The 15,563-nt window shown below is 67.8% G+C and carries 13 protein-coding genes; 5 read left to right on the top strand and 8 right to left on the bottom strand.

Features of this window, described 5'->3' with window-relative positions; genetic code table 11:
- Window positions 1–187: 187 nt before the first annotated feature.
- Window positions 188–859, bottom strand: a complete 672-nt coding sequence (locus Q8N10_RS20725) for a Crp/Fnr family transcriptional regulator (protein WP_304783509.1) — start codon at window positions 857–859, stop codon at window positions 188–190.
- Window positions 860–929: 70 nt separating this feature from the next.
- On the opposite strand from Q8N10_RS20725, the gene Q8N10_RS20720 reads away from it, so the two are divergent.
- Together Q8N10_RS20720 and Q8N10_RS20715 are read left to right on the top strand one after the other, a co-directional pair.
- Entirely contained in the window at window positions 930–1,766 is an 837-nt protein-coding gene (locus Q8N10_RS20720; protein ID WP_304783506.1) for a TauD/TfdA family dioxygenase, read from the top strand.
- A gap of 132 nt (window positions 1,767–1,898) precedes the next feature.
- Complete coding sequence (locus Q8N10_RS20715; protein WP_304783503.1) at window positions 1,899–2,453, top strand: lipocalin family protein; 555 nt, start codon at window positions 1,899–1,901, stop codon at window positions 2,451–2,453.
- Window positions 2,454–2,475: 22 nt separating this feature from the next.
- Here the strand turns inward: Q8N10_RS20715 and Q8N10_RS20710 are convergent, their stop codons facing one another.
- From Q8N10_RS20710 to Q8N10_RS21115, 5 genes are all read right to left on the bottom strand, one after another.
- Window positions 2,476–4,341, bottom strand: a complete 1,866-nt coding sequence (locus tag Q8N10_RS20710) for an ABC transporter ATP-binding protein (RefSeq protein ID WP_304783501.1) — start codon at window positions 4,339–4,341, stop codon at window positions 2,476–2,478.
- The gene (locus tag Q8N10_RS20705) at window positions 4,338–6,137 is read right to left on the bottom strand and encodes an ABC transporter ATP-binding protein (RefSeq protein ID WP_304783498.1); all 1,800 of its coding nucleotides are present in this window, start codon (window positions 6,135–6,137) and stop codon (window positions 4,338–4,340) included. Before Q8N10_RS20705 ends, Q8N10_RS20710 begins: the two co-directional genes overlap by 4 nt.
- A 249-nt stretch (window positions 6,138–6,386) precedes the next feature.
- Complete coding sequence (locus Q8N10_RS20700) at window positions 6,387–7,166, bottom strand: DUF1365 domain-containing protein (RefSeq protein WP_304783495.1); 780 nt, start codon at window positions 7,164–7,166, stop codon at window positions 6,387–6,389.
- Window positions 7,167–7,168: 2 nt separating this feature from the next.
- On the bottom strand, window positions 7,169–7,939 hold the full coding sequence (locus Q8N10_RS21120) for an NAD(P)/FAD-dependent oxidoreductase (RefSeq protein ID WP_370690272.1): 771 nt from the start codon (window positions 7,937–7,939) through the stop codon (window positions 7,169–7,171).
- Window positions 7,940–8,029: 90 nt separating this feature from the next.
- The gene (locus Q8N10_RS21115) at window positions 8,030–8,512 is read right to left on the bottom strand and encodes an FAD-dependent oxidoreductase (RefSeq protein ID WP_370690271.1); all 483 of its coding nucleotides are present in this window, start codon (window positions 8,510–8,512) and stop codon (window positions 8,030–8,032) included.
- A gap of 133 nt (window positions 8,513–8,645) precedes the next feature.
- Between Q8N10_RS21115 and Q8N10_RS20690 the strand changes: the two genes are divergently transcribed.
- Both Q8N10_RS20690 and Q8N10_RS20685 read left to right on the top strand, forming a co-directional pair.
- Window positions 8,646–9,674, top strand: a complete 1,029-nt coding sequence (locus tag Q8N10_RS20690) for a cyclopropane-fatty-acyl-phospholipid synthase family protein (protein WP_304783492.1) — start codon at window positions 8,646–8,648, stop codon at window positions 9,672–9,674.
- 11 nt (window positions 9,675–9,685) lie between these two features.
- Window positions 9,686–10,090, top strand: coding sequence for a DUF2177 family protein (locus Q8N10_RS20685; RefSeq protein ID WP_304783489.1), 405 nt, complete (start codon window positions 9,686–9,688; stop codon window positions 10,088–10,090).
- 110 nt (window positions 10,091–10,200) lie between these two features.
- Here the strand turns inward: Q8N10_RS20685 and Q8N10_RS20680 are convergent, their stop codons facing one another.
- Window positions 10,201–11,883 (bottom strand): response regulator, encoded by a 1,683-nt coding sequence (locus Q8N10_RS20680; protein ID WP_304783486.1) that lies wholly within the window; start codon window positions 11,881–11,883, stop codon window positions 10,201–10,203.
- Window positions 11,880–13,382, bottom strand: coding sequence for an ATPase domain-containing protein (locus Q8N10_RS20675; RefSeq protein ID WP_304783483.1), 1,503 nt, complete (start codon window positions 13,380–13,382; stop codon window positions 11,880–11,882). The genes Q8N10_RS20680 and Q8N10_RS20675 overlap by 4 nt, the downstream gene beginning before the upstream one ends.
- Before the next feature lie 321 nt (window positions 13,383–13,703).
- On the opposite strand from Q8N10_RS20675, the gene Q8N10_RS20670 reads away from it, so the two are divergent.
- Window positions 13,704–15,290, top strand: a complete 1,587-nt coding sequence (locus Q8N10_RS20670) for an AMP-binding protein (protein WP_304783480.1) — start codon at window positions 13,704–13,706, stop codon at window positions 15,288–15,290.
- The last annotated feature ends 273 nt before the right edge of the window (window positions 15,291–15,563 follow it).

Genomic DNA, 15,563 nt, shown 5'->3' with positions numbered 1-15,563 from the left:
CGCCTGGAACACAGACTTGGCGATATCCAGACCAATGATGGTAACGTCTCCCATGGACGCCTCCCTTGAGTGAAGATCAACACCCTCACTCTGGCACGTAGATGCCGTCGGGGGGCGTCCACCCCATCACCCTTCACGGTCATTCCCGGAGACCACCGGCCGGTTTCTCCCGGGGCGCGAACGCCGGCTAGCTCTCGGCGACCCGCCGCAGGCCCGCGGTGTCACAGACCTCGATCTGGCCGTAGCCGAGGGTCAGCAGGCCCGCGCGTTGGAAGCCCAGCAGGTAGGAGTTCACGGTCTTGCGGCTCAGCCCCAGCATCTCGGCCAGGGCCTGCTGGTTCATGCGCAGGGACGGGCCGCCGGTGCGCGCCATGATGTCCAGTCGGGCGGCCAGCCGCTGGCGGGGCGGCAGGGCCACGGCCTCGGCGGCGATCATCAGGGCGCCGCGCAGCTGCAGATAGACCAGCGCCGCCACCGCCTGCCAGACCTCCGGCCGGTCGGCCGCGATGCGGGTCAGGGCATGGTCGGGGACCACCAGCAGCACGCTCGGCTCCACGCAGATCAGGGTCACCAGCCGCGGCCCGCCGCCGAACCGCAGGGTCTGGCCGAGCGCCACGCCGGGGCCGGCCTGGCCAAACAGCACCTCGCGTCCGCCGGGCGCCGCGCACATCATCTGCACCGCGCCCTCCACCACCAGGGTGATCCCGGTCTGCTCATCCCCCTCCGATTGGGCCCAGGCGCCGGTGGGCAGGTGGACGATGCGGCCGTGGGTCAGGAGCGCCTCGATCATCGGCGGCCCATGCCCCTGCAACCAGACGGACCGGGTCAGCAGTTCGGCGGCGCGCTCGCGGGGACTCATTCCCAATTGTAACCCTGGTGACAAACTCCGCCAAGCCGCCGGCCTAGGCTCTCCTCAACAGGAGCCCGCCATGACCACCACCCTCGACCTCTCGATCCGCCCCACCGAAGGCTGCGGCGCCCTGGTTCAGGGTGTCGACTTGAACCGGGCCACCGACGCCGAGATCGACCTGATCCGCGCCACCGTCTTCGACCGCGGCGTCGCCTTCATCCACGGCCAGCAGATGACGCCCGAGCAGCAGATCGCCTTCGCCCGGCGCCTCGCCCCCATCGTGGTCAACCGTTACTTCCCCAAGACCGAGCGCTATCCCGAGATCGCCAAGGTCGAGAAGACGCCGGAGCAGCAGACCAACATCGGCGGCGGCTGGCACACCGACCACAGCTACGACCTCGCGCCCGCCATGGGTTCGGTGCTGCTGGCCGTCGAGACCCCGCCCACCGGCGGCGACACCCTGTTCGCCGACATGTACGCCGCCTATGACGCCCTGTCCGATGGCCTGAAGTCGACGCTGGCGACGCTCAAGGCCCACCACGCCTCGGAGCACGTCTTCGGGAAGACCAGCGTCTACGCCATGACCGACCGCGCCGACCTGGCCGGCAATACCGACGTGCCCGAGGCGATCCACCCTGTGGTCATCACCCATCCAGGCAGCGGCAAGAAGGTGCTCTACGTCAATCCAGCCTTCACCACCGGCATCGTCGGCTGGAGCCGCGAGGAGAGCATGGCCCTGCTGGGCTATCTCTACCAGCACGCCGTCAAGCCGCAGTTCGTCCACCGCTTCCAGTGGGCCAAGGGGTCGATGGCCATCTGGGACAACCGCTGCACCTGGCACCAGGCGATGAACGACTATCCTGGCCAGTACCGCCTGATGCACCGCATCACCCTGGACGGTGGGCCGCTGAGCTAGGCGCCCCAGGAGACGCATGGCGAGCATTCGTCAGACGTCTCAAGGGAGCGCTGCGCGCGCCTCGCCCGCGCAGCGCATCCGCCGGCGCCCGGCCTGCGTAAACTCAACTCCAGCCTCATTGGAGATCCCGAGATGCGCACGACCCTGATGGGCCTCATGGCGGTATCGGCCCTAATGGCCTTCGGCGCGCCAGCCCTGGCCCAGAGCCGCCCGACCACGCCGCCCACGGCGGGGCCGCTGAACCCCGACACGTTTTATCTCGGCACCTGGTACGAGCAGGCGCGCACCCCCACCAGCCTCACGCGCGGCTGCGAGTACGCCACCACCGAGCATGGCCGCGACACCCAGGGCCGGATCACGGTGCGCGACGCCTGCCGGCAGGACGGACCCCAGGGCCGCGAACGGGCCCTGTCGGGAATCGGCACGATCCGCGACCCCGGCCAGAATGCGGTGCTGGACGTCCGCTACCGCTTTGGCCCGTTCCGCCCGTCGCGCGAGTATCGGGTGATCGCCGCCGGGGCGCAGGGCGAGTGGTTCGTCTCGTCGGAGCCCAAGTTCGACAAGGTCTATGTCTTCACCCGGGCCGTCGCCCCGCCTCGGTCCGAGGTCGAGGCCCTGATCGGCCGCGTGCGCGACCTGGGCTATGGCGGCGAGATCGAGGTCCTGGCCACCCCGGGGCGCGACTGACCCTCTGGCGGAATAGGCCGCCTCACGTCCGCGTCGCGAACTCGGAGTCGCCCGTCGTCGCCACCACCTGGTCATCGAAGGAAGCGTGCGCCGAGGTGTAGAGGTGCGAGTACAGCCCGCCGGTCTTCATCAGGACGTCGTGGCTGCCCTGCTCCAGGATGCGGCCCTGCTGCAGCACCACGATGCGGTCGGCGTCGCGGATGGTGGCCAGGCGGTGGGCGATGACCATGCAGGTGCGGCCGGCGAACAGCACCTTGAGCGCCTTCTGGATCGCCTGCTCGGTGAAGGAGTCGATATTGGCCGTGGCCTCGTCGAGGATCAGGATCTGCGGGTTGGCCACCAGGGCGCGAGCGAAGCTGATGAGCTGGCGCTGGCCCATGGAGATGTTGCGGCCCCGCTGCCCGAGCTGGGTGTCGTAGCCGTCCGGCAGCCGCATGATGAAGTCGTGGGCGCTGACCGACTTGGCCGCCGCGATCACGTCGTCCTTGGTGGCGCTCAGCGTGTTGTAGCGGATGTTCTGCTCGATGGTGCCGGTGAACAGGAAGGGCTCCTGCAGCACCATGCCGATATTGGCCCCCAGCGAATCCAGGGTGACATCGCGCACGTCGTGGCCGCCCACCAGGACCTGACCCTGATCGACTTCATAGAAGCGGTGGGCCAGCGCGATGATGCTGGTCTTGCCCGAGCCGGTGGGACCCACCAGGGCCACGACCTCCTTGGGCCGCACCATCAGGCTGATGTCGTGCAGGACCGGGCGCTTGGGATCGTAGCCGAAGGTCACGTTGAGGAATTCCACCGTGGCCGGCACGTCCTTCAGCTCGATGGCGCCGGGCTTGTCGGCGATGGTGACGGGGACGTCGATCACCTCGAAGATCCGGTGCCCCGCGGCCATCGCTCTCTGCATGATGGTGTACTGCATGGACAACATGCGGACCGGCTCGAAGAACCGCTGCACATAGAGGATGAAGGTCACCATCACGCCGACGTTGAGCGTGCCGCCCAGCACCGCGTTACCGCCGACGATGATGACGATGGCCATGGCCAGGCCGGTCAGCACGTCCACGGTGGGGACCATGATCTGGGTCATCCAGGAGGCGCCCACCTGGGCGGTGAAGTTCTCCTGGGCCTTCTCCTTGTAGAGCTCGAAGTTCAGTTGCTCGCGGCGGCTCTCCTGGACGGTGCGGATGCCGTTGATGTTCTCCGCCAGGGCCGAGTTGGCGGTGGAGGAGGCGTCGCGGGCGAGGCGGAAGCTTCTTTTCGAGAAGGGCAGCCAGACCGCGCGAATGGCGATCAGGGCCGGCAGGACCGTCAGGGTCAGCAGGCCGAGCTTCAGGTCGGTCATCAGCAGCACGACGGTGATGCCCACCAGCATCACGAAGTCGCCGATGGCGCCGTTCATGTTTTCCAGGAACTCCTGGAGGGCGTTCACGTCGCCTTGCAGGCGGGCCATGATCCGGCCGACGTGGGTCTTGTCCATGAAGGACAGGGACACGTCCTGGAAGTGGGCGAACATCTTGCGGCGGATGTCGAAGATCACCCGCTGCGCCAGGCGCGACGACAGCCATTCACCGATGAAGAAGAAGGTGGCGTAGGCCGCGGCCACCGCGGCGAAGACGATGAGGGTCCGGTCCAGCAGAGGCCCGTCCTTGGCCACCGCCGCATTGACCGCCGCGCCGATCATGGCCGGGACCGCCACCTGGGTGGCCGCCGAGATCAGCACGGCCACCTGGGCGATGACCAGGGAGCGCTTGTGGGGGCCCAGGAAGGCCAGGAACCGCCGCGCGACATTGATGTCGAAGGTGCCGAAGACGTCGTCGCCCTCGGAGGAGCCCAGGGAGGCCCGCGGCGTGGTGCGCTTGGGCGCGGCGTTGGCGGTGGTGTCGGTCACGCGGGCGCCCCTTCCAAGGTCACGTCGTCCAGGGTCGCCGAGGCGTCCGAGCGCGACTGCAGTTCATAGAGGTCGGCATAGACCCCGCCGGCCTTGAGCAGCTGCGCGTGGGTCCCACGCTCCACCACCACCCCGTCATCGAGCACGATGATCTGGTCGGCGTGCATCAGGGACGACAGCCGGTGGGCGATGATGATGGTGGCCTTGGTCCGGGTGGCCTCGGCCAGGGCGTCGCGCACCCGCCGCTCGGTCACCGCATCGATGGCGGCGGTCGAGTCGTCGAAGATCATGACGCCAGGACCGGGCACCACGCCGCGGGCGATGCTCATCCGCTGGCGCTGGCCGCCGGACAGGGCCACGCCGCGCTCGCCGACCCGGGTCTCGTAGTCGGCGGGCAGGCCCACGATGTGCTCGTGGATCTGGGCGGTCTTGGCGGCGCCGACGATGCGCTCCTCCTCGGCCCAGGGATCGGCATAGGCCACGTTGTGGCCGATGGAGCTGTCGAACAGGAAGGCTTCCTGCTGAACCAGGCCGACATATTCGCGCAAGGACGGCAGGGTCACGTCGCGGATGTCGACACCGTCGATGGTGATGGCGCCGCCGGTGACGTCGTAGAAGCGGGGGATCAGGTTGGCGATGGTGGACTTGCCCGAGCCGGGCGGGCCGACGATGCCCAGGGTCTGGCCAGGCCCGACCTCGAAGTCGACGCCGGTGAGGACCTGCTTGCCGGGGACGTAGCCGAAGTCCACGCTCTCGAAGCGCAGCACGCCCTTGGATGGCGCAAGCGCCTTGGCGCCCGGCGCATCGGCGATCTCCGGCTCCAGGTCCAGCACCTCGAAGACCCGGGCGCCGGAGGAGGTGGCCCGCGCCGCGGCGTTGAAGATCATGGCGATCTGGCGGATCGGGCCCTGCAGCAGGGTCATGTAGGTGAGGTAGGCGGTCAGGGTGCCGACACTCATCGTGCCGGCCGCCACCTTGTGGCCGCCATACCAGAGGACGCCGGCCATGGAGGCGTTGAAGGTCACCTGCATCACCGCCACGCCCCGGAAGCGCAGGGTGATGCGCTTGTAGGAATAGGCCAGGGCGTCCACCGAGGCCTGGTCGAACTTGGCCATCTCGAAGAGCTTGCCGGCGAAGGCGCGGACCACGCGGATGCCCTGGAGGTTCTCCTCCATGGTCAGGGTCAACTGCGCCATCAGCTCCTGGAACCGCAGCCAGGTCACCCGCAGCAGGAAGCCCATGCGGCCGAGCGCCAGGGCCGAGAAGGGCACGAAGGCCAGGCCGATCAGGCCGAGCGTCTGGTCGATGGCCAGCATCTGCCAGGAGGCGAACACCAGCAGCAGGGTCAGGGTGAGGATCGGCATCAGGCCGCCCTGGATGAAGACCCGGGCCCCCTCCAGGTCGAGCATGCCGCGGGTGACCAGGTCGCCCGAGTGGATGCGATCGTGGAAGCCGAAGGACAGGCGCTGGAGCTGCTGGAAGAACTGGAGGCGCAGGTCGTGGCCGACCTTCTGGCTGACCAGTTCGCCCAGATAGCCCGACCACATGGTCATGGCCCCGCGCAGAATGGTGGCGCCGATCACCAGCCCGGCGGTGATCAACAGGGCCTCGCGGGCCTGGTCGGCCTGGGTGGCGCCTTGCAGCAGCAGGCCATGCGCCTGGTCCACGGCGCGGCCCAGCAGGTTCGGCAGGGCCAGGCTGGCGAGCGCCGCGCCCAGCGAGGCGGCCATCGCCAGGGCCACCAGCCACGGGTATCTTAGAGCCAAGAACACGATCCGCTGCAATACGCGGGGCATGGTCTTCACATCGACTTGGATTGGCTCGGAGTCAGCCGAGGCCGCACCCCGCCGGGAGGGGTGTGAATCACTCATCTCAAATTTCCATCGTCTAGTATGGAAACATTCTGAGGCGCCCGCCCTAGGCGCGCCAGACCTGTTTTGACGCAGGTGGCGAATAGGCGGGGAAGGTTGCGGTGATGTGTCTGCGCCGGGATTTGGCGAGGCGAGAACGATTTCCTCCCCTGTTTGCCGGGGGAGGAAGAGAGTCTAGGCGGCGCTGACCTGGGCCGCCGGAACCACAGTCACAGGCGCGCCCGGGGCCTTCGGACGGGGGCGGAGCTTTTCGCCCTTGCGCCAGATCTTCAGCGCCTCCCAGTGGATGGCGGCCATGACGCCGAGCGTCATCAGGGGGTGGCTGAGCCAGGCTTTCCAGATCGCGGCGTCGGTGAGCTCGGCGCGCTGTCCGGCGAAGTTGGCGGCCAGCAGGCGTCCCTCGGCGTCGTGCACGTCGACGGTGATGGAGACCTGCTGGCCGGGAGGGGCGATGCGGAAGGCGTAGGCCAGATCCATGTCCATGAAGGGCGAGACATAGAAGGCCTTGGGCGCCTGCTGCTCGATGACGCCTGCCCCATGGGCGGGGATCAGGTAGCTGTGGCGTTCACCGAAGGTGTTGCTGACCTCGTAGAGGATGGCCGACAGGGCGCCGTCGGGGCGGTGGCAGAAATAGACGCTGAGGGGATTGAACACCCCCCCCAGGATGCGCGGCATGCAGAGCAGACGCACCGGCCCGCCGGACGGGATGCCGGCGGCGGCGAGGTGGGCCTCGACCTGGGTCTTGAGCGGGGTGGCCGAGCCGTCCAGGTGATCGCGCTGCGAAAAACTGGTGAGCCGGAAGCGGTCCTGGCCGAAGGCTTTCAGCCGGGCGTCCAGGGCCGGAAGCTCGTCGAGATCCAGCAGCAGCATGAAGATGGCGTACCGCAGCCGGTGGCCGCGCGGGCGGAACCGGGTGTGGGTGGTGACTCCGGAATAGAGACCGGAGGCGAACATGGTCAGGCGGCCTGCACGGCGGGCGCGGGAACCCCGCCGTCCAGATGGATGCGACCGGACTCGTTCTCCACCGTCCAGGGGCGGCGGACCCCGCCCAGTTCCTCGGCGACCGCCAGGCCCGATTGCAGGGCGTCCTCGTGGAAGCCATGGCCGAGATAGGAGCCGCAGAACCAGGTGCGGCGCACCCCCTGCAGCGACCAGATCTCGCGCTGGGCGGCGATGGCCCCGGCGTCGAACAGAGGATGCTCGTAGACGTCGGTGTGGACGACGGCCTCGGGCGCGATCTCCTTCGTGGGGTTGAGGGTCACGAAGTAGTCCGTGGCGGTCTTCAGCCCCTGCAGCCGGGTCATCCAGTAGGTGACGCAGCCCTCGCCCGGCGCCGAGCGCTTGCCGATGTGGTTCCAGCTGGTCCAGGCGCTGCGGCGCCTGGGCATCAGGGCGGGGTCGGTGTGCAGGACGGTCAGATTGCGGCTGTACTTGAAGGCCGACAGCAGGCGCTGCTCCTCCGGCGTGGCGTCATCCAGCAGGCGCAGGGCGTGGTCGCCGTGGGTGGCGATCACCACCTGGTCGAAGCGTTCGGCGTGGCCGTGCGCGTCGCGCAGTTCCACGCCGAGCGCGTCGCGGCGGATGGAGACGATCCGGGCGCTCGACCGGACCTCGCCCCGGAAGGCCGCCGAGAGCTTCGCGACGTAGGCGCGGCTGCCGCCCGTGACCGTGCGCCAGGCGCCCCGGCCGAAGATCGTCATCATGCCGTGGTTCTGGAAGAAGCGGATCAGGGCGGCGGCCGGGTAGTCGCGGATGGCGGTGAGCGGCGTGGACCAGATGGCGGCGGCCTGGGGGATCAGGTGATCGTCGCGGAACGCCTAGCAGTAGCCCTTCTGCGACAGATAGTCGTCCAGGGAGGTGAGCGGCGCCTCGAGGCTGGCCAGGTCCCTGGGGCCATGGCGGTAGAAGCGGTTGACGTCCCGCAGCATGCCCCAGAACCGCGCGCTGAACAGGTTGCGCTTCTGAGCGAAGATCGCGCCGCTGGAATATTCGAAGGCGCCGTCGTCGAGGGAGACGCTCAGCGCCATGTCGGCCGGCTGGCTGGCGACGCCCAGGTGATCCAGCAGGGCGCTGAAATTGGGGTAGTTCGGCGGATTATAGACTATGAAGCCGGTGTCCACCGGGGTCGCCCCTTCGGCCTCGCGCACCTCGACCGTATTGGCGTGGCCGCCCAGGCGGCTGTCGGCCTCGAACAGGGTCACCGCATGTTTGGTCCCCAGCATCCAGGCGGCGGACAGGCCGGCGATACCACCGCCGACGACGGCGATACGGAGCGGTTTGTCGGGGCATTGCGGCGTCACGGAACCTCCTGGGGCTGGCATGGTGGAGTTACGCGACGCCACTGTCTGCGGATGCAAACGCCGCATCCGCGGCCAAGCTGCATCCGTATGGCTCCTGAAGGCTTCTTTCCGGGAGCCAGGAGAGGGCCGCCCCATGAGTCTCGTCGCCAGCACCATCAACGCCTTCGAGGGCGCGCCGCTTCCCGACCTGGTGCGCCGCGCCGCGGTGGACTTCCTGGTGGCCAATGCGCGCCGCAACCTGGCGGGCGCCCCGGCCGACGCCGAAGCGACGTTCGCTCTGGAGATGGCCCAGCGGCCGATCGCCGAGCACACCGGAGAAGCCAACGATCAGCACTATGAGCTGCCGGCCGCCTTCTTTGAAGCCGTGCTGGGGCCGCAGCTGAAGTATTCCTGCTGCCTCTATGGCGACGGCGCGGCCACCCTGGAACAGGCGGAGGAAAAGGCGCTGGCCGAGACCGCCGCCCATGCCGACCTGAGGGATGGCCAACACATCCTCGAGCTCGGCTGCGGCTGGGGGTCCTTATCGCTGTGGATGGCCCGCAACCTGCCCGGAGCGCGGGTCACCAGCGTTTCCAACTCCAGGAGCCAGGGCGAGTTCATCCGCCGGCGAGCCGCCGCCCAGGGCCTGACCAACCTCACCGTCATCACCGCCGACATGAACGACTTCGCGGCCGCGCAAGGCGCCTTCGACCGCATCGTCTCGGTGGAGATGTTCGAGCACATGGCCAACTGGCGCGGGCTGCTGACCCGGGCGAAGGGATGGCTGAAGCCGGACGGGGCGATGTTCATCCACGTCTTCACGCACAGGACCACGCCCTACCGGTTCGACGTCAATGACGAGGCCGACTGGATCGGCCAGCACTTCTTCACCGGCGGCGTCATGCCCAGCCACGACCTGATGCGGCAGTTCCCCGACCTGTTCACCGTCGAGGCCGACTGGCGCTGGAGCGGCGCCCACTACGAGACCACCGCCAACCAGTGGCTGGAGAACTACGACCGCAACGCCGCCGTGATCCGGCCGGTCCTGCGGGAGGTCTATGGCGACCAGGCGGTGCTGTGGCGGAGACGCTGGCGGCTGTTCTTCCTGGCCACCGCCGGCCTGTTCGGACATCGCGGCGGCGCGGAATGGGGCGTCAGCCACTATCGCCTGCGGCCGGCCTGAGGGAGCACCAGATGCTGAAATACGTCATCGCTTACCTGGCCACGGGCCTGGTTTTCGCCGTGGTGGACGCCGTGTGGCTGACCTGGAGCAATGAGCGGCTCTATCGGCCGACCCTCAATCCGGTCCTGGCCGACGAGGTCAATCTGAAGGCCGCTGCGGTCTTCTACATCGTCTACATCCTGGGGATCATGGCGCTCGCCGTCTCGCCGGCCACCTCCTGGACCAAGGCCATGACCACCGGGGCCATCCTGGGGGCGGTCTGCTACGCCACCTACGACCTGACCAACCAGGCGACGCTGAAGGTCTGGTCCACCAAGATCACCCTGGCCGACATCACCTGGGGCGCCTTCGTCACCGCCCTGGCCGCGACCGCCGGCTACCTCGCCCTGCGCTGGGCGCGCGCGAAGTTCGGCTAGACCCTTTCCGGATCAGGTTGAATCAACCTGATCGGATAAAAAGGGTCTATCTTCTTGAATCTAGAGCATGTCCGGGCGGCGAACCGGTGCCCACTTGCGCCTGACATGCTCTAGGCGGAGAGACCCTCGAGCACGGCCCGCAGCTTGCTGGCCAGTTCGTGGTCCTCGAAGGGCTTCTGGATGACGCCCGCGTCCCCGGCATGGGCCAGGGCCTCGACATCGGCATAGCCGGTGACGAAGACGATCGGCAGGTGCGGCCGCCGCGTGATCGCCTCGCGGGCCACCTCGGCCCCGTTCATGCCGGGCATGGCGAAGTCCAGCAGCATAAGGTCGATGTCCGGCCGCTGCTGCAGGGTCTCCAGGGCCGCGCCGCCGCTGCCGGCCTCCACCACGCAGTAGCCCAGCTCGTCCAGCATGCCGGCGGTGATTTCGCGCACGGCGCTGTCGTCGTCCACCAGCAGCACCACCGGACGGCCATCTATGCCCCGGGGCGCTTCGGGAGGCAGGGCGCGGGGCGCGGCCATGTCGTCGCAACGCGGCAGGTAGACCTTCACCGAGGTCCCCTCTCCAGGGGCGGTGTCGATGCGCACCCCGCCGCCGGACTGCTTGGCCAGGCCAAACACCTGGGAAAGACCAAGCCCCGAGCCCTTGCCCACCGCCTTGGTGGTGAAGAAGGGTTCGAAGACCTTGGCCAGCACCTCGGAGGACATGCCTGTGCCGGTGTCGGAAACCGCCACCATCACATAGTCGCCCGGCGGCGGCTCCTCGGCGCGGCGGGGCTGGCCGAGGGTGACGTTGGCGGTGCCGACGGTGAGCACGCCGCCCACCTCCATGGCGTCACGGGCGTTGATCGCCAGGTTGAGGATCACCAGCTCGATCTGGGTCGGATCGATCATCGCGCCCCACAGATCGCAATCGAGTTCGGTCTCGATGCGGGCGTGCGAGGCCATGGTGCTCTGCAGCAGGTCGCGCATGCTCTCGACGGTCTGGTTCAGGTTCACCAGCTGCGGCTCCAGCTTCTGGCGACGGGAGAAGGCCAGGAGCTGGGCGGTGAGCTTGGCGCCCCGCTGGGCGGCCTGTTCCATCATGTCCAGGCGGCGGAGGGTGGTTGGGTCAGCCTCCGCCTTGGCCAACTGGCGCACATTGCCCAACACGACGGTGAGCAGGTTGTTGAAGTCGTGGGCGACGCCGGAGGTCAGCTGGCCCACGGCCTCCAGGCGTTGGGCCTGGCGCAGGGCGGCCTCGACCTTCTCGCGCTCCTCGATCTGGGTGACCAGCTGGCGGTTGGCGGCGCCGAGCTCGGCTGTGCGTTCCTCGACCCGGCGCTCCAGCAGGGTTTCGGCCTCGCGGATTTCGTCGATCCGCTGGCGGGCCTCGTACTGGCGCCGCCGCGCCCGCAGGGCGGTGCGGGCCACGCTCACCAGGCTGGTGGGATGGAAGGGCCGTTCCAGGAAGATGACGTTGCCCAGGGTCTCGGTCAGGCGGAAGGCCTGGGGATTGCGCTCCAGCCCGCCGCCGCGTTCGGTGAGCAGAACAAAGGGGAAGTCCGACCAGGGCGGCTGCTCGGACACCCAGAGCGCCAGACCGCCGATGTCGGTGTTGTGCAGGGCGTTGTCGGCCAGCAGGGCGAAGCCCGCGCCTTGCGCCAGCTCACGGCACAGGTCCTCCACGTTGCGGCAGGCGCGGCTCTCGATTCCCGCCTCCCCCAGCAGGCTGGACGCGATCTGGGCGTCGCGGCCGGCCGGGGTGAGGATGAGGGCGGTCTCTCCCCGTAGATCGGCCACGCTGGTCACACGCGTTCGTCCAGCAGGAAGTCGGATTTGCCGACATAGACCGGGACGCCGCGCAACACGCCCTGAAAGCCCTCGATGGCCCCCCCGACCGTGAGGCCACGGCCATCGATCACGTATTCGCGGATCGTGTCCTCGTGGGACCCGGTGCGCTTCTTGATCACCGAGATCGCCCGGCGCACCCGCCCGGAGGCCTCGAAGTAGCGCATCAGAATGACGGTGTCGGCCAGATAGGTGATGTCCACCGGCGCCTTCATGTCCCCCACCAGGCCGTGCTGGGCCACGGTCAGGAAGGTGCTGGCGCCGCGGCGGTTCAGGAAGGTCAGCAGTTCATGCATGTGCAGCACGAGGAACTGTTCCTCGGGCATGGCCGCCTGGTAGCCGTTGAGGCTGTCGATGACGATGGTCTGCAGATTGCGGGCCTGGACGCACTCGCGGACCTTGTGAGTGAATTCCCCCGGCGAGAGCTCGGCGGCGTCCACCTGCTCAATGAGCAGGTCCCCTGAGTCACGCATCGCCGCCAGGTCGATGCCCATGGCCTTGGCGCGGGCGAACAGCAGGCCCAGTTCCTCATCGAAGATGAACATGGCCGCCTTCTCGCCGCGCTTGATGGCGGCGACGACGAACTCCATCACCAGCAGCGACTTGCCGGCGCCCGCCGGCCCGAGGACCAGGGTGCTGGAGCCGCGAGCCACGCCACCCCCCAACAAGGCGTCCAACTGGGTGACACTGCTGGCCAGGATGTCGCGCTTGAAGTCCAGGCGATGCTCCGAAGCAACGAGGCGCGGAAAGACGATGAGGCCGCCATGCCGGATGGCGAAATCGTGGAAGCCGCCGCGGAAAGGTTGGCCGCGATACTTGATCACCCGCATCCGACGGCGCTCGGCGCCGTAGACAGGGGCCAGCTCCTCCAGCCGGATCACCGCATGAGCAACGCTGTGCACCGTCTTGTCGTCGGCCTCCGCGGTCATGTCGTCCAGCATCAGGACGGTGGCCCCGCTTCGGGAGAAGTAGTGCTTCAAGGCCAGGATCTGGCGGCGGTAGCGCAGGGAGCCGCCGGCCAGCAGGCGTATCTCCGACAGGCTGTCGATGACCACGCGGGAGGGTTTCGTATCCTCCATAGCCCCGAAGATCATCCGGGTGGCCTCCCCGAGCTCGAGATCGGAGGAATAGAGCAGGCTCTGCTGGTGCTGCTCGTCCAGCAGATCCTCGGGCGGGATCAACTCGAACACCTTGAGCTGGTCAGGCAGCACCCAGCCATGGGACGTGGCCGTGGCCTGCAGCTCTTCGACGCTCTCCGACAGGGTGATGTAGAGCCCGGTCTCGCCGGCTTCCGCCCCGGCCATCAGGAACTGCATGGCCGCCGTGGTCTTGCCGGAGCCCGGGGTCCCTTCCATTAGATAGATTCGATTGCGGGTCAGGCCGCCCCCTAGGATGTCATCAAGACCGGCCACGCCGGTGCGGGCCATCCGGTCTGATTGCTTGTTCTCTTGATCGCTCAAGCGCCTCACTCGCATCGTTTCAAGGACCGGCGAGCGTGGCCGCTCACCGTTGACAGCACATAACGGCCTAGTTCGTGATGGGCTCCCCGATCTCGGCGCCAACGAAGTTTCATGGCTGAGGTTCCACATCCGATCGCCGTCCGGATTTCCGGGGCGTTGTCGAGCGCGCCGAGGCGTGTGATGGTGGGTTTCCGGAACGGAACGGCAGGTCACGGGCATATTGCGCGCGCGACCGCCGAGCGACCTCCGCGCCGGAACCTACAAAATTGATTGCACCGCGTGAAAGCCGCTGCCGGCCACCGGGCGACGGGAGGAATTTGAATGCAAGAATTTAAGACGCCAGAAGAATTTAACGCGGCTCTGGACGAGTCGGCCAACCACGGAATGACCGTGGCGTTCTGGGCCGACCAGGCGCCGGACCGCACCGCGGTGGTGGACCCCTCCGGACGCGAAAAGACCTTCGCCGAGGTCAACGCCAACGCCAACAAGCTGGTGCGCGCCCTGCGCAAGGCGGGCCTGAAGGCCGGCGACAGCCTGGCCCTGCTCTGCTCCAACCGCGCCGAGTTCATCGAGACCCTGGCGGCCACCCAGCGCAGCGGACTGCGCATCACTCCGGTGAACTGGCACCTGACGGTCGACGAGATCGCCTACATCATCAAGGATTGCGAAGCCAAGGCCCTGGTGGCTGAGGCCCGTGTGGCCGCCGCCGCCCCGGCCGCCGCCGAGTGCCCCGACCTGCTGATCAAGCTGTCGGTGGGCGGCGATATCGAGGGCTTCCTCAACTACGAGACCACCCTGGCGGCCGAGGACGGCTCGGACATCCCCGACCCCGTGCGCGGCGGCCAGATGATGTACACCTCCGGCACCACCGGGCGGCCCAAGGGCGTGCACCGCGCCAACGCCCCGGTGATCCCGCCGAGCATGCTGGCCCTGCGCGGCTACGATCCCAAGACCTCGGTGCAGATGTGCGCCGGCCCGGCCTATCACGCCGCGCCCCTGGCCTTCGACGTCAACGCCTCGATGAACGCCGGCGTGCCGCTCCACTTCATCGACAAGTGGGATTCAGAGCACGTCCTGAAGACCATCTCGGAAAAGAAGGTCACCCACTTCCACCTGGTGCCGATCATGTTCCAGCGGCTGCTGTCCCTGCCGCCGGAGGTGAAGGCCAACTATCCCATCGACCACGTGGAATACATCGTCCACGGCGCGGCCCCCTGCCCGCCGGAGGTCAAGCACGCCATGATCGAGTGGTTCGGCCCGGTGCTGAGCGAGTACTATGCCGGCTCCGAAGGCGGGGCGGGCTTCACCATCACCGCCGAAGAGTGGCTGAAGAAGCCCGGCAGCGTTGGTAAGCGCCCGCAGATGCTGCAGGTCCGCATCCTCGACGAGGAAGGCAATGAACTGCCTCCCGGCGTGCCCGGCGGCATCTATCACCAGCTGCCGCCCGGCGGCGGCTTCACCTATTACAAGGACGAGGCCAAGACCAACGCCAACCGGCGCGACGGCTTCTTCACCATGGGCGACGTCGGCTATTTCGACGAGGACGACTATCTGTTCCTCACCGGCCGCAACGCCGAGACCATCATCTCCGGCGGGGTGAACATCTACCCGCAGGAAATCGACAACGAGCTGATCAAGCACCCGGCCGTGGCCGACAGCGCCACCGTCGGCATCCCGCACGACGAGTGGGGCGAACAGGTCCGCGCCGTGATCATGCTGAAGCCCGGCTACGAGCCCTCCGACCAGCTGGCCCAGGAGATCCTGGGCTTCGGACGTCAAACCCTGGCGGCCTACAAGGTGCCGCGCGGCCTGGACTTCGTCACCGAGCTGCCGCGTTCCGAGGCCGGCAAGATCCAGCGCAACAAGGTCCGCGCCCCCTACTGGGAAGGCCGCGCCCGGCAGATCTAGGGCTTTGTCGCCCCCTCTCCCACTTGTGGGAGAGGGTAGGGTGAGGGCTCTTTCTGAAGTTCCGTTGTTGCTCCGAGGCCGAGACGCGCAGCCCTGCTGCGCGCCCCCTCACCCTACCCTCTCCCCCTGAACGGCAGGGGAATCGCATATGGCGTTGGAGTCGAAATCTTAGGTCGAAGCGGATTCTGCAGATGTCTCCTTGGTGTTTGGAGACGGGGTTGTGGGGACGTTTTCTGACTACTTTGGGGCCGTGTCAGACCCTCGTGCCGGTAA

Source organism: Phenylobacterium sp., assembly GCF_030693625.1.
Classification (GTDB): domain Bacteria; phylum Pseudomonadota; class Alphaproteobacteria; order Caulobacterales; family Caulobacteraceae; genus Phenylobacterium; species Phenylobacterium ferrooxidans.
This window is presented reverse-complemented; position numbering and strand designations above follow the sequence as displayed.